The organism is Agrobacterium sp. MA01 (assembly GCF_009650195.1).
Classification (GTDB): Bacteria; Pseudomonadota; Alphaproteobacteria; order Rhizobiales; family Rhizobiaceae; genus Allorhizobium.
Genome location: NZ_CP045854.1, coordinates 4,222,501 through 4,241,354 on the forward strand (window position 1 = coordinate 4,222,501; position 18,854 = coordinate 4,241,354).

The window sequence follows — 18,854 nt, forward strand, 5'->3', positions numbered from 1 at the left end:
GGAGGGCCGAACCCATATCTGTTGCAATAGATCGGGATGACTTGTGGCTAGGGGTGAAAGGCCAATCAAACTCGGAGATAGCTGGTTCTCCGCGAAATCTATTTAGGTAGAGCGTCGACCGAATACCCCAGGGGGTAGAGCACTGGATGGGCTATGGGGACTCACCGTCTTACTGATCCTAACCAAACTCCGAATACCTGGGAGTACTAGTCGGCAGACACACGGCGGGTGCTAACGTCCGTCGTGAAGAGGGCAACAACCCTGACCTCCAGCTAAGGTCCCCAAGTCATGGCTAAGTGGGAAAGGATGTGAGGATCCCAAAACAACCAGGATGTTGGCTTAGAAGCAGCCATCATTTAAAGAAAGCGTAACAGCTCACTGGTCTAAATAAGGGTCTTTGCGCCGAAAATGTAACGGGGCTAAAGCCATGCACCGAAGCTGAGGATTTGCAGTTTACTGCAAGTGGTAGCGGAGCGTTCCGTAAGCCTGTGAAGGGGTACCCGTGAGGGGCCCTGGAGGTATCGGAAGTGCGAATGTTGACATGAGTAACGATAAAGGGGGTGAGAGACCCCCTCGCCGAAAGACCAAGGGTTCCTGCTTAAAGTTAATCTGAGCAGGGTTAGCCGGCCCCTAAGATGAGGCAGAAATGCGTAGTCGATGGGAACCACGTTAATATTCGTGGGCCTGGTGGTAGTGACGGATCGCGTAACTTGTTCATTCTTATTGGATTGAATGGGCGAGGAAGCGGTTCCAGGAAATAGCTCCACCGTACAGACCGTACCCGAAACCGACACAGGTGGTCAGGTAGAGTATACCAAGGCGCTTGAGAGAACTATGTTGAAGGAACTCGGCAAATTGCACGCGTAACTTCGGAAGAAGCGTGACCCCTTTATACGCAAGTGTAATGGGGTGGCACAGACCAGGGGGTAGCGACTGTTTATCAAAAACACAGGGCTCTGCGAAGTCGCAAGACGACGTATAGGGTCTGACGCCTGCCCGGTGCTGGAAGGTTAAGAGGAGAGGTGCAAGCTTTGAATCGAAGCCCCAGTAAACGGCGGCCGTAACTATAACGGTCCTAAGGTAGCGAAATTCCTTGTCGGGTAAGTTCCGACCTGCACGAATGGCGTAACGACTTCCCCGCTGTCTCCAACATAGACTCAGTGAAATTGAATTCCCCGTGAAGATGCGGGGTTCCTGCGGTCAGACGGAAAGACCCCGTGCACCTTTACTATAGCTTTACACTGGCATTCGTGTCGGCATGTGTAGGATAGGTGGTAGGCTTTGAAGCAGGGACGCCAGTTTCTGTGGAGCCATCCTTGAAATACCACCCTTATCGTCATGGATGTCTAACCGCGGTCCGTCATCCGGATCCGGGACAGTGTATGGTGGGTAGTTTGACTGGGGCGGTCGCCTCCGAAAGAGTAACGGAGGCGCGCGATGGTGGGCTCAGACCGGTCGGAAATCGGTCGTCGAGTGCAATGGCATAAGCCCGCCTGACTGCGAGACTGACAAGTCGAGCAGAGACGAAAGTCGGTCATAGTGATCCGGTGGTCCCGTGTGGAAGGGCCATCGCTCAACGGATAAAAGGTACGCCGGGGATAACAGGCTGATGACCCCCAAGAGTCCATATCGACGGGGTTGTTTGGCACCTCGATGTCGGCTCATCGCATCCTGGGGCTGGAGCAGGTCCCAAGGGTTTGGCTGTTCGCCAATTAAAGCGGTACGTGAGCTGGGTTCAGAACGTCGTGAGACAGTTCGGTCCCTATCTGCCGTGGGTGTAGGAATATTGACAGGATCTGTCCCTAGTACGAGAGGACCGGGATGGACATATCTCTGGTGGACCTGTTGTCCTGCCAAGGGCATAGCAGGGTAGCTATATATGGAAGGGATAACCGCTGAAGGCATCTAAGCGGGAAACCCACCTGAAAACGAGTATTCCCTATCAGAGCCGTGGAAGACGACCACGTTGATAGGACGGGTGTGGAAGTGCAGTAATGCATGAAGCTTACCGTTACTAATAGCTCGATTGGCTTGATCGTTCTCATTGACCATGCTCATCGGCCCGGACAAAACCGGGCGATGATGCCAAATACGTGTTCAAAAAGACAAACAGGTAATCCCTGTGCCAGCTTCTCAACAACATTGCCCTTAGCCGACCTGGTGGTCATGGCGGGGTGGCTGCACCCGTTCCCATTCCGAACACGGCCGTGAAACGCCCCAGCGCCAATGGTACTTCGTCTCAAGACGCGGGAGAGTAGGTCGCTGCCAGGTCTGCTAAAGGCAATGTTGTCAGGTTTTGTAAAAGCAAATACCTCACGTTTTGCTCACCGCAGAACCACAATCTTCTCAACACACAATCGGCCCAAGCCGAAAACATCGGGCCGCATAAAGCGGCCCTTTTTGCTTGGTAAGAACTCTCAAGCGCAACAATCATAGTTGCGCTCTTGGCGCGGGGTGGAGCAGCCCGGTAGCTCGTCAGGCTCATAACCTGAAGGCCGCAGGTTCAAATCCTGCCCCCGCAACCAAAATCTCGAAAAAAAACCGCCATATACTGAAAAGCTCCTCGCAAAACACGAGGAGCTTTTGGCGTTTCGTAGGCTCCGTCAACTCCTCAAGCTAGCCTCTCGCATTGAGGTAGACAGCGAACAGGGATCGCGTGGCAGTGATGTAGAGGCGGTTTCTCTCCCGCCCTCCAAAGCAAACATTGCTCACTGTCTCGGGAATCAGGATCTTGCCGATGAGCGTCCCATCAGGCCCAAGGCAATGGACGCCATCGCCCGCACTCGTCCATACATGTCCTGATTGATCAATGCGAACGCCATCATACATGCCGTTAGGGCACTCGGAAAACACACGACCGGAGGCTGGCTTCGCCGATGTATCCAAAGCATAGGCCATGAGCTTAGCCGGCTGAACACCGCTGTCGACCACGTACAAGGTCTGTTCGTCACGCGACAAGGCGAGCCCGTTCGGCTGCTGCAAATTGGTGATGATGGCCTCAAGCTGACCGTCGGGTGTGAGCCGGTAGACGTTTCGGCTTCCGATTTCGCTTTCCGCGAGAGATCCCTCATAAGGGGTCGAGATGCCATAGCTTGGATCGGTGAACCAGATACTGCCTTTGCTGTCCGCAATCACGTCGTTTGGCGAATTCAGCCGTTTGCCACCGAAACTCTCGGCGAGAGTTGTCAGGCTACCATCATGCTCTCGGCGAGTGACGCGCCGAGTAAAGTGCTCGCAGGAAATTACCCGTCCTTCACGATCGAGAGTATGGCCGTTGGCAAAGTTGGACGGAGCTTCGAAAATCGCGACCGTCTCGTTTACCTCGTCGTATCGCAGGACACGATTGTTCGGGATGTCCGAGAAGAGCAGATGGCGTGCCGCCGGCACGTAGACTGGCCCCTCCAGCCAGCGTCCGCCGGTGTAGAGTTGGTCGACATGCACATTCGGCAGGATCAGCGATTTGAACGCCGGGTCAACGATCTCGAACCAATCCGTGTAACGCATTCCACCCAAGCTCCCGACAAGATTAGAGTTTGTTCATCCAGCCAAGCCCCTCGCGGGTACCCGCAGCCGGGCGATATTCGCAGCCGACATAACCGAGGTAGCCGACCGCATCGATCTCGCCGAAGATCCTGCGGTCATCGAGCTCTCCGGTCATAGGTTCGTGCCGCTCCGGCACCGAGGCGATCTGGATATGACCGATGATTGGCGCCATCTGCCGCAGCGCCATAATCACGTCCCCATGCAGGATTTGCCGGTGATAGACGTCAAACTGCAGCTTCACATGTGCCGCATCCATTTCGCCGAGGAAGTCGACCGCGCGGTTGAAGTCGTTGAGGAAATAACCCGGCATGTCGCGACCGTTGATTGGCTCTATCACGAGACCGATGCCAGCCTCGCCAGTGCGGTCGGTCGCGTGCTTCAGGTTGTTGCGATAGGTGACGATCGCGGCCGGATCGGTGGCCGGTGCAATTCCCGCCATCATGTGCAGAAGCGGCGTGCCGATGACCTTGGCATAGGCGATGGCCATATCCAGGGCTGCTGCGAAATCCGCCTCGCGTCCGGGCAGTGCGGCCATGCCGCGCTCGCCAGCCACCCAGTCGCCGGGCGGCATGTTGAACAGCGCCTGGGCAAGGCCCGCAGCCTGCAGCCTCTCGGCGACGAGTTCGGCCGGATGGTCGTAAGGGAAGAGATATTCCACCGCTGTGAAGCCGCAGTCGGCTGCGGCCGCGAAACGGTCGAGGAAGAGCACCTCGTTGAACATCATCGACAGATTGGCAGCAAATTTGGGCATGTCAGTCCTCGTCTTCCATGCCGGGCAGCTTGAGGCCGGAAACCTTCGCGAGCAGGCGCGCCACCGAGCTGTCGTCGTCCCGGCCCATGCCGGCGGCCTCGGTCATGATGAAGAGCTGAAGCGCAGCACTTGCGATCGGCAGAGGGAACTTCGTCTGGCGACCAATATCGGAGACGATGCCGAGATCCTTGGTGAAGATCGCAACCGCGCTGTGCGGCGTGTAATCGCCTTCCAGCACATGCGGGATTCGGTTTTCGAACATCCAGCTGTTGCCGGCCGACTTGGTAATCACGTCGAAGACGCGTGAAATGTCGAGGTCGAGGCTCTTGGCGAAGGTAATCGCCTCGCAGGCAGCAGCGATGTGTACCCCTGCCAGCAGCTGGTTGACGATCTTGAACGAGGAGCCGATGCCGGGCTGGTCACCGAGTTCGTAGACTGTTCCCGCCATCGCATCGAGCGCCGGTCGTGCTGCAGCAAAGGCTGCCTTCGAGCCGGAGGCCATAAAGGTCAGCTGACCAGCTTCGGCCTTTTTCGAGCCGCCGCTGATCGGACCATCGACATAAAGAAGGCCAGCTTCCTCGACGCAGGCGGCAAAGCGCTTGGCCTCTGACGGCGAGATGGTGGCGCAGGCGATCACCACTCCGCCGGGCTTCATGGCAGATAAGACACCGTTTTCGGCAAACAGCACGGTCTCGGTCTGTGCCGCATTGACCACGACGACGACGGCAATGTCGGCGCCGGTTGCCGCATCGGCGGGACTTTTGGTAGCGGCGGCGCCAGCGGCTTCAAGCGCGTTCAGCGCATCGGCACTGATGTCAAAGCCACGCACGGCATGTCCGGCCCGGACCAGCGAGCGCGCCATGCCGAGGCCCATGGAGCCGAGGCCGACGACGGCGACGGACGGAAGGTGAGACATCAGCGAAAGCTCCTTTTGTAGCCACGGATCAAAAGCATGGCCAGAATGATGACACCGAAGACAATCTGCCTGAAGGCTTCCGGCATCTGCAGCACAGAGAGGATAGAGGACAGGAGTGTGATGAAGATGGCCCCAACGATGGTGCCGCCATATCCACCCTGGCCTCCCATGATCGACGTTCCACCGATGACCACAGCGGTGATAACAGGCAGCATATAGGGGTCGCCCATGCCCTGATAGGCCTGGTTGGCATAGCCGGCGAGCAGGATGGCGCCAATCGCCGTAAAGACGCCGGCGACGACGAAGGTGAGGGTAGTGACGAGCCGCACGCGAATGCCGGAGAGGTAGGCGGCTTTTTCCGAATTGCCCATGGCAATCAGATATTTGCCGTAGACGGTCCGGTGCAGTAGGTAAAACATGGCCGCCATCACCACCAGCCAGAACAGGAAGGCATTGGGGATGCCGAAACTGCGCTCGAGTGACAGCGTGATCGAGAGTGGTGGAGCCATGCCGCGCGGCTTGAAGCCGCCGGTGAAGAAGACCACGGTCCCGATCAGCATTGAGTTCATCGCCAGCGTCCAAACCATCGACGGCAGGCGCAGGAAGGCCACGCCAATGCCGTTGATCAGGCCGATCAGGGCGCCGGTGAGTAGCCCGATCGGAATAGCAAGAGCAGCCAATGTCGGATCCTGGGAGCCCGCTACCGTCGTAGTGACGATGGCGATTGCTGTAATTGCGGCCGGCACCGAAAGATCGATATGGCCAAGCAGGATAACCAGCGTGGCGCCGGCCGCAATGATCCCGAGGAAAGAGGCGATCTGCAGTTGCTGCAGGATATAACCCGCTGTCAGAAATGTCGGCAGAATGGTTCCGCCGGCGGCCAGCAGCAGGCCGCAGCCGATTGCAACAATGAGAACGGCAGGATCGACGGGAAGGCTGGGCCTTGTTGGCCCTGATATCGTGCGGTCGGTCATTGGGCGAACAACTTCAGTTTGTTGCGGATGCGCAGCACGCCGACGGAGCCGAAGGCAATCGCGAGCGCCAGGATCAGCCCCTCGAAAAAGGGCTGGGCGAGGGGAGGAAGGCCGGAGAAGAACATCAGCGAGGCGACGGTCTTCAACAGCATGGCGCCGACGGCGACGCCGATTGCCGTGCCGATGCCACCGGCAAGCGACACACCGCCAAGCACGATCGCTGCAATCGAGTTCAGAGTGTAGGTCGGACCGATGCCGGCATCGCCGGTCATCGTGACCATGGAGACATAAAGCCCCGCCATGCCGGCCATCAGCCCGCCCAGTACATGGGCGGAGATGCGCATGGATGTCGTGTTGATGCCGGTGAGCTGCGCCGAATGCTCGTTGGCTCCAAGTGCTTTCAGCGCCATGCCGAAACTCGTCTTGCGCAGCACGATGGTGATCACAAGCACGGTGACAATGATTAGTATCAGAGAGGTCGGGATAGGGCCGATCGCGTAGGTGAAGGCATCGGAAAGCTCGGAGTTTACACCGCCGCCTGGCGTCGGCCTGAGGTAAAGCGCGATGCCGGAATAGATCGCGCCGGTGGCGAGGGTCGCGACGATCGGCGGCACGTTGCCGAAGCAGACGAAGAGGCCCGTGAACAACCCGCAGGCCATGCCGACCAAAAGAACGGCAGCCATGCCGAAAACAAGCGATCCGCCGTCGCCGGCCAGTGCGAAGGAAGCCGTGACATTGGTGAGTGCCACGACGGCACCGACCGAGAGGTCTATGCCGCGTACCAGGACAACAAAGAACTGAGCGAAGGCGGCAAACACCAGGAGCGCGGACTGGTTGGACCAGATCGTCAGTACATAGGTGGAGAGCCCCCGCGGATGGGTGGCGATGTAGAGCACGAAGAGGGCGACAAAAGCGATGGTCGGGATGATGACGCGCAGGTTGCGTCGGATGTAGAGCGCGGTCATTGCACGGTCTCCGGCGCTGATGGGGCAGTGCTGAGGCCCATGGCGGCTGAAATCAGGTTTTCAGGCGTCAGTGTGTCGCCGTTGAGTTCCCGCGCGATGCGGCCACGATAGAAGACTGCGACCCGATCGCAGAGATGCACGAGCTCTTCGTAATCCGTCGATTGCATGACGATGGCGATGCCCTGTCCGGCAAGGTCGGTGAGCAGGCGGTAGATCTGCGCCTTGGTCTTCACGTCGATGCCGCGGGTGGGATCGAGCAGCAGCAGGCAGCGTGGTCCAAGCGCCAGCCATTTGGCAAGCAGCACCTTTTGTTGGTTGCCACCCGACAGCGACATGACGGGGTCGGTGAGCTGGCCATAGGTCAGTTCGAGGCGTTCGAGAAGGGCGAGGCAGCGGGCGTCGAGCGCTTCGCTGTCGCCGTGAAGTCCGATGCCGGCAAGCCGCATGTTGTCTGATATCGACAGCGGCTGGATCATGCCCTCGGTCTTGCGGTCCTCGGGAACCAGAGCGATGCCGATCTCCGGTGACTTCGACCGATGCGGCGAGCGGCGCTCATAGATTTTGCCGGAGAGCTCGATCGACCCGCTGACGCCCGAGAGTGTGCCAAAGATCGCTTCGAGCACGCGCTGCTGGCCCTGGCCTTCGAGGCCACCGAGACCATAGATCTCGCCGGGGCGTACCGTGAAGCCGACGTCGAAGAGCTCACCGGCGAAGGACAAGTCCTTGATGGAAAGAAGCGGCGCAACATTTGCGGGCATGGCCGGACGCGGTGGCGGGAAAAGCCGGTCCATTGTCTCGCCGATCATCAGCGACACGATGCTCTGGTTGTCGATCGTGCCTGCCGGGAAGGTGTGGACATGCTGTCCGGCGCGAAACACAGAAATCGTGTCGGCGAGGGCCTCGACCTCGTGGAAACGATGGGAAATGAACAGTATGCAGCAACCTTCGTCGCGCAGTTTGCGGATGACGGTGAACACTTTCTCGACGGCGGAGGCGCCGAGTGCGGAGGTGGCCTCATCGAGGATGAGAAGACGCGGTTTCTGGTAGAGCGCCTTGGCGATTTCCACCCGCTGCCGGTCTGCGAGAGAGAGTTCCTCCACGGGCGTGTCGAGAGAAATGCTCTCGGCACCGATCAGGTCGAGGGCTGCACGGGCTTCGTCATAGGCTTTGGCGAGCATGAAGCCGAAGCGTGTTTGCGGGCGGGCAAGCGTGATGTTGTCGCCAACGGAGAGTGTCGGCAGGAGCGAGAGTTCCTGGAACATGCAGACGATGCCGGCGGCAGACGCCTGGCGCGTTCCGGAAAACCGGATGGGCCTGCCCTCGAGGCGGATCTCGCCGGTCGTTGGCTGGATGGCCCCGGAAAGCAGTTTCATCAGGGTCGATTTGCCGGCGCCGTTTTCGCCGAGGATGGCGTGCACGGAGCCCGGTCGGGCGGAGAAATCGATCGTCTTCAGGGCCTGGATCGGCCCATAGGACTTCGAAATCCCCGAAAGCTCGATGAGCGGAGCTGTCGTCATTCTGGCATGTCCTGGGATGGGTCGGACGGCGGCACCTTCACAGGTCAGGCCCCGCCGCCCAGCCGGGAGGATCAGGTATTGTCGGGGCTCTGGCCGAGCAGCTCTTCCGGGGTGAAGACCGGGAAGCAGTTCGGATAGCCTGTCGTTGTGTAGAAGGTGTCCGGCAGGTTCGGGAAGTAGTCGGTGCCTTCCTTCAGCTCTGCATTGTCCTTGTTCGGGATCGGCAGGAACACCTTCTGCGGCAAGGCATTGCCTTCAAGCAGCGAGACAGCGGCTTCGAGTGCGACGGCCGACATGACAGGCGCCTGGGCTGCGGTGAGGCCCGGATATTTCCCTTCAGCGATCAGCTTGCGGGCGCCGTTGCCGGCATCGCCACCGATCGGAACGACCGGGTGACCGGCATTCTTCATGGCGTTCAGTGCGCCGATTGTGCCTTCCTGGACCATGACGCCGTCAAAGTTGCCATTGGTGGCGATCGCGTCGGCGGTGACCTTCTGGACGGTGCCGGCATCCCAGTTGCCCACCACCTGAACGACCTTGAGGCCCGGATGCTTGTCCAAAACGGAGCGCATGCCGAGATGGTTGTCACGGTCCGTCGCATTGCCCGGCAGGCCGGAGACTTCGAGAACGCTGCCCTCGACCTTGCCCTTCGCCTTCTCGATCTCACGCACGACGGCTTCCGCCTTCATCGCGCCGAGCTCGAACTGGTTTTCGTTCACCTGCACGATGGCATCGGTGTCGAGCACGTTGTCGAAGGGTACAAGCACTGTGCCGGCCTGTTCGGCGCGCTTGATGACGGAGGAGAAGGCGGTCGGGTTGACGGCGATGAAGGTGATCGCGTCGTAGCCGGCGGCGATGAAGTTGTCGATCGCAGCGATCTGGGCGGCGCTGTCATTGCCGACCGAGACGACGGTGAATTCGGACAGCTTTGCCTTGTTTTCTTCGCGGGCCGCCCAGGCCTTCGCGCCCTGGATGGCGGTCACGCGCCAGTCATTGCCGGCGAAGCCGTTGACGAACGCAACCTTGTAGGGGCCATCCCGCTTCTCGTACTTGATGACCTTGGCATTGTCGGGTGCTGCAGAGAAGCACTCCGGACGATGGGTGTCTTCGGCGCGGACGGCCGAACTGAAACTGAAGACGCAGAGCATCGCGGCCGACGCGGCAAGCGCGGCCTTGTTAAAGGTTCTCACGGTGAACTCCTCCCGAAGTGTAATCTCCCAGAAAGCGCTAATCTCAGCGCTAACATAATTTTTTAAGCACATCCTCTAGCCACGATCAAGCGAAATATGTTAGCGCTGAGATAAAGTTCATGGCACGGTCCTGAAGAGCAGATCGCGTGTCGCCGTCTTGGCCAATCGGGCAATGCGGCAGGGGAGGAGACGAAACAAATGCAGCCGGAGACGCCGACGCTCACTCATGTGGCTCGCCTGGCGAATGTCAGCGAGAACACCGTGTCACGGGTCATCCGCAACAAGGGCTCGATTGCGGAGGAAACCCGCAAGCGCGTTCTCGACGCCATCGACACGCTCGGCTACGTGCCCAATCGCGCGGCCGGCTCGCTCGCCTCCTCGGCCTCGCTGATCATTGGCGTGATCCTGCCGTCGCTCTCCAACATCGTTTTTCCTGAGGTGCTGCGCGGCATCCATGCCGGTCTCGCCGACACGCCTTATCAGCCGATGATCGGCGTCACCGATTATGACCTCGGCAAGGAGCAGCAACTCGTCTCCTCGCTGCTCGCCTGGCAGCCGACAGCCCTGATCACCACTGGCTTCGAACACACAGACGCTGCGCGCCGCATGCTGGAGAACAGCCGCATTCGCATTGCCGAACTTATGGACATCGACGATACGCCGATCGATCTCGCGGTTGGCCTGTCTCATCGACGGGCCGGTCGCGCGACAGCCGAGCATCTGGTGCGGCGCGGCTATAGCCGTATCGGTTATGTCGGTCACGATTGGACAGCCGACCGCCGCGCCCGCGCCCGCTATGACGGCCTCTGCGAAGCGCTGTCTGAAGCCGGCCTGTCGTTCTCCGTCGAGAAGCGCCATGACGGTCCGAGCTCAACGATTGCCGGCCGCGACACGCTGGCCGGTCTGCTGGCCGATGGCGCTGTGGCCGATGCCGTCGTCTTCTCGAACGACGACATGGCGGTCGGTGGCTTCATGCATTGTCTGGGCGCCGGTATTCCGGTGCCGGAGCGGCTCGCCCTTTTCGGCTTCAACGGGTTGGAAATAGGCCAGGCGCTGCCCAAGCCCCTGTCGACGGTCCGCTCGAACCGTTTCAACATCGGCAAGACAGCGGTCGAAGCGCTGCTCGCTCAGGCCGAACGGCCGGGCGAAGCGCAGATCATCGATACCGGATTTGCCATCATCGACGGCGCAACGGCCTGACCGCGCGCCACTTCACCGGAGACTACCATGCTTTTGGGCGCCATTGCCGACGACCTGACCGGAGCCACCGACCTTGCCCTGATGCTGTCACGGGAGGGCATGCGAACCATCCAGACGATCGGCGTTCCCAAGGCCGGCCTTGATCTCTCGGGCGTCGACGCAGTGGTGGTTGCGCTGAAGTCGCGCACCAATCCTGCAGCTGAAGCTGTCGCCATGTCGCTCGAAGCCCTCTCCTTCCTGCAAACGGCGGGTGCGATGCAGTTCCTGTTCAAATATTGCTCGACCTTTGATTCCAGTCCGGAAGGCAATATCGGTCCCGTCACCGAGGCGCTGATGCAGGCGCTCGGCACGGAGCTGACGATTGTCTGCCCGGCTTTCCCGGCCAATGGCCGAACCATTTACAAGGGCCATCTGTTTGTCGGCGACCAGCTGCTGTCCGATAGCCCGATGCGCAATCATCCGCTGACCCCGATGACCGACAGCTCGCTGGTTCGCCTGATGGCCGGCCAGTCGCAGCTGAAGGTGGGGCTGGTGACCCGTGAAACGGTCGGGCAGGGAGCTTCAGCCGTCGCGCAAGCCTTCGAAGCTGCGCGTGACAAGGGCGAACAGGCGCTGGTCGTCGATGCGTTGACCGATGCCGATCTCCGGGTGATCGGTGAGGCCGCTGCCGGACTGACCCTGATCACCGGCGGCTCCGGTATAGCGCTCGGTCTGCCTGAAAATTTCCGTCGCGCCGGCTGCTTGCGCTCTTCTGGAGACGCGCTCGCCTTTTCCGCGCCGGCGGGACGGTCGATGATCCTTGCCGGGTCTTGTTCGGATGCGACCCGCAGCCAGATCCGCACGGCGATCGAGGCGGGCGTGCCCGCGCTCAAGCTTGATCCTATCGAGATCGCCGAGGGACGTTTCCGGGTTGAGCAGGCTCTTTCCTGGGCACTCGGCCAGTCGGCACGGGCACCACTGATCTATTCGAGTGCCGAACCGGACGAGGTAAAGGCAGCCCAGGCTGCCCTCGGTCGCGAGAGGGCCGGATCGCTCATCGAGCATTTCCTCGCCGAGACCGCGCTCGGGCTCGAGGCCGCCGGTGTCCGTCGCCTGATCGTTGCCGGTGGCGAGACCTCGGGTGCCGTGGTCGGGGCGCTTGCACCCGACGCGCTCTTTATCGGTCCCGAGATAGATCCTGGCGTACCGTGGACGCTGACACTCGGACAGACGGAGCCGATGGCACTGGCGCTGAAGTCCGGGAATTTTGGTGCGCCCGATTTCTTCCTCAAGGCCTGGGAGATCCTGCCATGACGTCAATTCTTTCCGAGGAAACCCGCCTGCGCGACGAGATCGCCGAGGTCGGCAAATCCCTTTTCGATCGCTGCTTCACCTTCGGATCGACCGGCAATATCAGCGCGCGGCTCTCGAATGGCGAAATGCTGATGACGCCGACCAATGCCTCCATGGGGTCGCTCGATCCCGGCCGACTGTCGAAATTCACCGCCGAGGGCGTGCATGTCAGCGGCGACAAGCCGACCAAGGAAGCCTTCTTGCACCAATGCATGTATTGCGCGCGGGAAAGCTCGGGCGCCGTCGTGCATCTGCATTCCACCCATGCGGTAGCCGTCAGCATTCTCGACGGTCTTGATCCCAACGATGTTCTGCCGCCGCTGACGGCCTATTACGTGATGCGGGTCGGGCGCCTGCCGATGGCCCCCTATTATCCGCCAGGGGATGCAGCGCTCGCCGAAGCCGTGCGCGAAAGGGCTGAGCATAGCCATGCGGTCCTTCTGGCCAACCACGGCCCCGTCGTTGCGGGCAAGACTTTGAAAGAAGCACAGTATGCGATGGAGGAGCTGGAAGAGACCGCCAAGCTCTTCCTGATGCTGCGAGGCGAACGCTTAAGGCCGCTGACCTCCGCGCAGGTCGACGCTTTGCGCTCGACCTAGCCCAATCGTCTGCTGCGCGGGCAGGCCTCGATGACCTTTAGCTGCGAGTCTGTTCTTCCCGCTTCTCCATGTCTTCGCCCTGATCAGCTAGAACCACAGGATCGCTGCGTTTATCCTGTCGCGCCAGTCGCGTGCATCGATCAGTTCCTGCGGGAATAGACCAGCTATTGCGAAAAACGGTGCGGAGGGGTCGGTGGCGCCCATGCTTGCCGCCGCCGCAATCACCTCGCTGCGACGGGGATCACCGCAATCACCTCGCTTCTTCACCGATGCCATCCAGACCCCCACTGCATAGGCCGTCGCGCCCGCTGTCTGACCTTTCGCCAACATGTCGACGGTGGGCGCCAAAAGCCGCTGCGGTAATTTTTGCGTGGTATCGAGCGCGATCTGGATATTGCGATGGTCGATTGTCGGATTGGAAAAGCGCGCCAGGAGATCGTCGATATAGGCGGGAAGGTCGATGCCGGGCACCGGATCGAGCGTCGAGACAACCTCTTCCATATGCAGGCGTGCCTTTGCCGCCAGATGCGGTACGGCCATCACGTCGCGAATATAGTCAAGGTCTCCAAGGATCCCGAGATGGGCGAGCAGCGTATGCGTGCCGTTGAGCAATCGCAGCTTCATCTTCTCATAGGGCTCGACATTCCCGGCGAAGATTGCGCCGCCGGCCTCCCAGGCGGGGCGCCCGGAAACAAAGTCATCCTCGATGACCCATTGCAAAAATGGCTCTGTGTCGATTGCCAGTGCGTCCTGGGCTCCGAGCAGTCTTTCGGCACGAAGCCGGGTGGCGCCGGTGGCGGCGGGCACGATCCGGTCGACCATGGAGCAGGGAAACCGACCCTTGTCGGCGATCCAGTCGGCCAGCGCGGGATCGCGCAACCGCGCCATCTCCAGAACCAGGCGACGCACGACATTGCCGTTGGATGGTAGATTGTCGCAACAGAGAACCGTGTAGGGTGCAAGCCCTGCAGCGCGCCGCAGGGCAAGCCCCTCAACGAGAAAGCCCAGCACACCAACGGGCGCATCTGGCCACTTAAGGTCCGCGGCAATGGCTTGATGAGCGTGGTCCAACCCGCCCGTTGCCGGATCAAGACCATAGGCCTTTTCCGACACGGTAAGCGTCACAACACGGATCGCCGGATCGGCCAGGGCTGAAAGCACCCGGGCGCCATCATTAGCGGCACAGATCCAGTCGACAGTCGCGCCGATGACTTCGGACTGATCGCCCGCCTCGCTCCGCGTAGTGATGGAATACAGGCCATCCTGTGCTGCGAGCGCTTCGACCGGCTCGGGCGAGCGCAGGTTTACGGCAATGATGCCCCAGGGTCCGAATTCGGCTTCCAGAGCATGCTGCGTGAACACTGCTTGATGCGCCCTGTGGAAGGCGCCGATCCCGATATGTACGATGCCGGGTTTCAGTTTCGTCCGGTCAAATTGCGGTTGACGAACCCTATCCGGAAGACCTGTCGTGCTGGAGAGCCTTTGCATCATCAGCCTCCCAGCCCGTATTGGGCATGCGACAGCGTGCGCTCGATGCCGCGAAGCTCTGCCAGGCCCTTGAGCCTGCCGATGGCGGGGTAGCCCGGCTGTGCCCCACGCGTCAGGTCATCGAGGATTTCCTGTCCATGGTCGGGGCGCATGGGAATTTGGTGATCTTCACGCCCTTCCTTACGCCGTTTTGCCTCCTCCGTGATCAAGGCTGCGATGACAGCCACCATATCGGTCCCGCCTTCCAGATGTTCGTCCTCAAAAAAGGAGCAGGGGACTGTGTCGGTGTCGCGGGTCACGTTGCGGAGGTGGACGAAGTGGATGCGGTCGGCAAAGCGCTTGGCAAGAAAAGGCAGATCATTGTCAGGGCGCGCGCCGAGTGATCCGGTGCAGAGGGTTACGCCGTTGGCGCGAATATCGACGGCATCCAGCATATGCGCATAGTCGGCCTCTGTTGAAAGTATGCGCGGAAGACCGAGCAGCGACCAGGGTGGATCATCGCCGTGTGCGCAGATATTGATGCCGACCTGCTGGGCGACCGGCGCCACTTCGCTCAGGAAATCGACGAGGTTTTGCTGCAGCCGTTCGCGGTTGACGCCTTGATAGGAGCGGAGCTTCTCAAGCAACTGCTCGAGCGTGTAGCCATCGGCCGAGCCCGGCAGGCCGGCACCGATATTCTTGCCGAGGGCCGTGATCTTGGCATCCTCCATCCCGGAGAAACGCCGTGCTGCCTCGTCGGTCAGCCAGTCCGGATAGTCTGCGGCAGCCTCGGGGCGGTTCAGGATATGGATGTCGAAAGCTGCGAAATCGACGAGATCAAAGCGCATGGCTTTGGCGCCGTGACCCGTCTCCCACCGCAAATCCGTCCGCGTCCAGTCGAGGATCGGCATGAAGTTATAGCAGACTGTTCGTATGCCCGAGGCCGACAGGCGTCTGAGCGTTTCCTGCCAGTTGGCGATGTGGCGCTTCCAGTCGCCGGTCTGTGTCTTGATGTCCTCGGACACCGGAATGCTCTCGACCACATCCCAAACCAGGCCCCCGGCGCGGATCGCGTCATGCCGTCTGGCAATCTCGTCTTCTGGCCAGAGCTCTCCGGTTGCGATGTGATGCAATGCCGACACGATGCCCTCGGCGCCGGCCTGCGCCGCATCTCTCACACTGACTTTGTCGATGGGGCCGAACCAGCGCCAGGTATGTCTCATCTCTCGTCCTTTAGGCTTTTATCCGTCTGTTGAAATGTGATCTGCACCTTGCAGGCCTTCGAGCGGTCACCGGCCTGTTCAAACGCCTCCACCACCGCATCGAGTGGGAAACTGTGGGAGATGATCGGACGCACATCGATCTGGCGCGTCGAGATCAAGGCGACGGCCTCAGAGAATTCCTCATGGAACCGCTGCGAGCCACGCCAGACGATTTCCTTGCCGACCAGTGCGTTGAGGGGAATGGTGACGTCGCCAGTCACGCCGACCTGGACCAGAATGCCCCGCGGCTTGATCGCCGTAAACGCGGAGCGCAGGGCAGGTCCAGCCGCTGAGCAATCGAAGACCACGTCGAAATAGCCCTTGTGTTCCGTGAAGGGCAGAAGTCCGTCCGGCTCGCTTTTCACATTGATGGCTTGCGTGGCGCCCATCGAGAGCGCACGCGACAAGGCGGAGTCGGCCAGATCCGTGACCACGATCTGGCCGGCACCTGCATGATGCGCGGCGGCCACGGTCAAGATACCGATCGGCCCCGCGCCCGTGACAAGAACGGCCTTGCCGTTGAGATCGCCGGCCTGAGCAATTGCATGGAGGCAGACCGCCAGCGGCTCTGCGCAGGCCGCTTCTCCCGGTGTGACGCCCCCACCCACCGGATGGCATTGAATGGCGGGCACGACCAAGTGCTCGCGAAACATGCCGTCTTCATGCGGCAAGCGCATGGCCGAGCCCATGAAGCGCATGTCCAGGCAGTGAATGGGTTGCCCGATCCGGCAATACTGGCACTGGCCGCAGGGTTGGGACGGATTGACCGCCACAAGTTGCCCAAGTTCAAGACCTGAAACACCGTCGCCAATTTCCTCCACAAAGCCGGAGGCTTCGTGACCGGCGATGATCGGTTCGCGGACACGGACCGGGCCAAAGCCGCCATCCTGGTAATAGTGCAGGTCCGAGCCGCAGATGCCGCCTGCCGCCATGGCAAGCCGAACCTCTCCAGCTCGACATGTCGAATAGTCGAGATGCTCAACGCGCAGGTCGCGCTCAGCATGAAGGCGGGCAACGCGAGTTTGCATCGCACAGAGACCTTTCGTTCAAGACCGAGATCAGCCCGCCAGTGCGGACCGGCAGATCAACGGATCAGACCGAGTTGCGTCGGCAGCCACATGGTGATGGCTGGGATGAAGGTGATGAGTCCGAGCGCCAGGAAGAGCGGGATCATCCAGGGCAGGATGGCCAGCGTCGTCTTTTCCACCGACAGCTTGGAGATGCGCGACAGCACGAAAAGCACCATGCCGACGGGTGGGGTCAGAAGCCCGATCATGAGGTTGAGCGTGATGATCACGCCGAGATGTACCGGATCAATGCCGTAGCGGGCCGCAATCGGCATCAGGATCGGCACAAGGATGCTGATCGCGGCAATCGTATCGAGGAAGGCGCCGACGACCAACAAAAGGACGTTGACGATGATCAGGAACATCCACCAGTTGTCAGTCAGGTTGAACATGAAGTCTGCGAACAGCTGCGCTGCCTGGCTCACCGTCAACAGCCAGGCGAATATCGACGCGGCGGTGACGATGAACAGCACCGAGGCCGTGGTCTCGATGGTGTCGAACGAGGCCTTAGCCAGCGTCCTCACCGTCATTGTCCGGTAGCGGACGAGCCCGAGAAACAACGACCACAGAACGGCCGCGACGGCCGCCTCTGTCGGCGTGAACCAGCCCATCGTCATGCCGCCGATCAGCAGCACGGGTGTCATCAGCGCCATGACCGCGGAAAAGTCGAAATACCAGTCGAGCGCCACGAGAACCGCAAGTCCGATCAGCACCGCGATATTGACCGACATTCCCGCCAGGATCATCAGGTAGATGGCGCCAGGGAAGGCGAGGACGATCACCACTTCCAGCGAGGCAGCCAGCAATTGCTTCAGCTCGAATGGGGTATCAGAGCCCCAGCCCTTGCGCTTGGCGAAGATGTAAACCGTCAGCATCATCAGGATCGTCATGACGACCCCTGGAATGATGCCAGCCATGAACAGCGCCCCGATGGAGGCATTGGCCATCATGCCGTAAATGACGAAGGGCAGAGATGGCGGGAAGATGGGACCCAGAGTGGCCGAGGCCGCGGTAACCCCAACGGCAGCCTCCACCGGATAGCCATGGTCCTTCATGGCCTTGATTTCGATGGTCCCAATGCCGGCGGCATCGGCAAGCGCCGTTCCGGACATGCCGGAGAAAACCACGGAGCCGATGATGTTGACCTGTGCCAAGCCACCCTTCATCCAGCCGACGAGTGACAGGGCGAACTTGTAGATGCGGCCCGTCACCCCGGCAATGTTCATGAGATTGCCGGCCAGAATGAAGAAGGGCACCGCAATCAGAGGGAAGCTCTCGACACCGGCGATCATGCGTTGGGCCGCGATGATGTCAGGGGCAACGCCATAGATCACGAGATAGGCGAGTGATGCGACGGCCATGGAGACCGCAACCGGCGTGCCGAGGATCAACAGAAACAGAAAGGAACCGATGAGAAGCAGCATAGTCTAGATCCCCCCTGCGTGAATGTCTTCCTGCGCCCTCTGGCGCGCGGTTTTCGTCCCCGTCAGATCCTTGACGAGGTTATGGATGGAGCGGACAGACATCAGCGCAAAGGCTGCAAAGACGGTATAGAAGACGATGCCACGTGGCAGGTCCACGGTGACCATGCGCTCCCCGCCGACAATCTCCAGATAGCGCCACATCAACCAGGTCATGTAGGCGAAGAAGGCGATGCCGATGGCATCGACGACCGTTTCGAGCACCCTGACCGCCCGCGTTGGCAGAAAGCGGTAGAGCAGGTCCACCTGGATATGCCGCATGGTGCGCACGCACATGACTGACCCCATGAAGACGACCACGACGAGGCAGTTGGCTGCGATTTCCTCGGTCCAGGAAAAGCTGTTGTTCAAAACGTAGCGTGTAAAGAACTGCAGAAATACGGCTAGGCCCATGCCCCAGAAGACGGCCAGCGTTACCCAGTCTTCGATGGCGTGATGCGATAGATCAATTGGCGTGGCTTCCTCCTCGAAAGCATGCGCCATCTCCTCCACACTGATCGGCGCGTGCGGGTGCTCCGTCATGGGTCGGCTCCAATTCTCTATGATTTGAAAATGGGTCCCGGCGCCGGACAGGCGCCGGGACGGCGCCA

15 protein-coding genes, 1 tRNA gene and 2 rRNA genes (1 of these 18 running past the window's edge) are annotated in these 18,854 nt (G+C 60.5%); 6 read left to right on the forward strand and 12 right to left on the reverse strand.

The window, feature by feature from the left end:
- The 3 genes from GH983_RS20125 to GH983_RS20135 all read left to right on the forward strand — a co-directional run.
- Positions 1-2,039 (forward strand): 23S ribosomal RNA (locus GH983_RS20125) (it extends 760 nt beyond the left edge of the window).
- A gap of 117 nt (positions 2,040-2,156) precedes the next feature.
- Positions 2,157-2,271 (forward strand): 5S ribosomal RNA (gene rrf / locus GH983_RS20130).
- Positions 2,272-2,448: 177 nt separating this feature from the next.
- Positions 2,449-2,525 (forward strand) — tRNA-Met (locus GH983_RS20135).
- A gap of 91 nt (positions 2,526-2,616) precedes the next feature.
- Here the strand turns inward: GH983_RS20135 and GH983_RS20140 are convergent.
- The 7 genes from GH983_RS20140 to GH983_RS20170 all read right to left on the reverse strand — a co-directional run bounded on the left by GH983_RS20140 (position 2,617) and on the right by GH983_RS20170 (position 9,856).
- Positions 2,617-3,504 carry an SMP-30/gluconolactonase/LRE family protein gene (locus GH983_RS20140; protein WP_153763323.1) on the reverse strand — a complete coding sequence of 296 codons (888 nt, stop codon included), beginning with the start codon at positions 3,502-3,504 and terminating at the stop codon, positions 2,617-2,619.
- A 22-nt stretch (positions 3,505-3,526) separates the two neighbouring features.
- Positions 3,527-4,294 carry a 2-oxo-tetronate isomerase gene (otnI, locus tag GH983_RS20145; protein ID WP_069042701.1) on the reverse strand — a complete coding sequence of 256 codons (768 nt, stop codon included), beginning with the start codon at positions 4,292-4,294 and terminating at the stop codon, positions 3,527-3,529.
- Between the two features lies 1 nt (position 4,295).
- Positions 4,296-5,210 carry an L-threonate dehydrogenase gene (ltnD, locus tag GH983_RS20150; RefSeq protein WP_069042700.1) on the reverse strand — a complete coding sequence of 305 codons (915 nt, stop codon included), beginning with the start codon at positions 5,208-5,210 and terminating at the stop codon, positions 4,296-4,298.
- Positions 5,210-6,184, reverse strand: coding sequence for an ABC transporter permease (locus tag GH983_RS20155; RefSeq protein ID WP_069042699.1), 975 nt, complete (start codon positions 6,182-6,184; stop codon positions 5,210-5,212). Before GH983_RS20155 ends, ltnD begins: the two co-directional genes overlap by 1 nt.
- Positions 6,181-7,149 (reverse strand): ABC transporter permease, encoded by a 969-nt coding sequence (locus GH983_RS20160; protein WP_069042698.1) that lies wholly within the window; start codon positions 7,147-7,149, stop codon positions 6,181-6,183. Before GH983_RS20160 ends, GH983_RS20155 begins: the two co-directional genes overlap by 4 nt.
- Positions 7,146-8,666 (reverse strand): sugar ABC transporter ATP-binding protein, encoded by a 1,521-nt coding sequence (locus tag GH983_RS20165; protein ID WP_069042697.1) that lies wholly within the window; start codon positions 8,664-8,666, stop codon positions 7,146-7,148. Before GH983_RS20165 ends, GH983_RS20160 begins: the two co-directional genes overlap by 4 nt.
- Before the next feature lie 71 nt (positions 8,667-8,737).
- Positions 8,738-9,856, reverse strand: coding sequence for a sugar ABC transporter substrate-binding protein (locus tag GH983_RS20170; protein ID WP_194842759.1), 1,119 nt, complete (start codon positions 9,854-9,856; stop codon positions 8,738-8,740).
- A gap of 198 nt (positions 9,857-10,054) precedes the next feature.
- Between GH983_RS20170 and GH983_RS20175 the strand changes: the two genes are divergently transcribed.
- The 3 genes from GH983_RS20175 to otnC are packed head-to-tail and all read left to right on the forward strand — an operon-like array spanning position 10,055 to position 12,987.
- Positions 10,055-11,056, forward strand: a complete 1,002-nt coding sequence (locus tag GH983_RS20175) for a LacI family DNA-binding transcriptional regulator (protein WP_083229627.1) — start codon at positions 10,055-10,057, stop codon at positions 11,054-11,056.
- A gap of 27 nt (positions 11,057-11,083) precedes the next feature.
- On the forward strand, positions 11,084-12,349 hold the full coding sequence (otnK, locus tag GH983_RS20180; RefSeq protein ID WP_153763325.1) for a 3-oxo-tetronate kinase: 1,266 nt from the start codon (positions 11,084-11,086) through the stop codon (positions 12,347-12,349).
- Complete coding sequence (gene otnC, locus GH983_RS20185) at positions 12,346-12,987, forward strand: 3-oxo-tetronate 4-phosphate decarboxylase (RefSeq protein ID WP_153763326.1); 642 nt, start codon at positions 12,346-12,348, stop codon at positions 12,985-12,987. Before otnK ends, otnC begins: the two co-directional genes overlap by 4 nt.
- Before the next feature lie 87 nt (positions 12,988-13,074).
- On the opposite strand, the gene GH983_RS20190 is transcribed toward otnC, so the two are convergent.
- Genes GH983_RS20190 through GH983_RS20210 form a run of 5 tightly spaced genes read right to left on the reverse strand, consistent with a single transcriptional unit; the run spans position 13,075 to position 18,786 of the window.
- Complete coding sequence (locus tag GH983_RS20190) at positions 13,075-14,478, reverse strand: mannitol dehydrogenase family protein (protein ID WP_153763327.1); 1,404 nt, start codon at positions 14,476-14,478, stop codon at positions 13,075-13,077.
- On the reverse strand, positions 14,478-15,677 hold the full coding sequence (gene uxuA, locus GH983_RS20195) for a mannonate dehydratase (RefSeq protein ID WP_153763328.1): 1,200 nt from the start codon (positions 15,675-15,677) through the stop codon (positions 14,478-14,480). The genes GH983_RS20190 and uxuA overlap by 1 nt, the downstream gene beginning before the upstream one ends.
- Positions 15,674-16,744 carry an L-idonate 5-dehydrogenase gene (locus GH983_RS20200; protein ID WP_153763329.1) on the reverse strand — a complete coding sequence of 357 codons (1,071 nt, stop codon included), beginning with the start codon at positions 16,742-16,744 and terminating at the stop codon, positions 15,674-15,676. Before GH983_RS20200 ends, uxuA begins: the two co-directional genes overlap by 4 nt.
- A gap of 56 nt (positions 16,745-16,800) precedes the next feature.
- The gene (locus GH983_RS20205; RefSeq protein ID WP_069042692.1) at positions 16,801-18,207 is read right to left on the reverse strand and encodes a TRAP transporter large permease; all 1,407 of its coding nucleotides are present in this window, start codon (positions 18,205-18,207) and stop codon (positions 16,801-16,803) included.
- Positions 18,208-18,210: 3 nt separating this feature from the next.
- Positions 18,211-18,786 carry a TRAP transporter small permease gene (locus GH983_RS20210; protein WP_054149299.1) on the reverse strand — a complete coding sequence of 192 codons (576 nt, stop codon included), beginning with the start codon at positions 18,784-18,786 and terminating at the stop codon, positions 18,211-18,213.
- Positions 18,787-18,854: the final 68 nt, after the last annotated feature.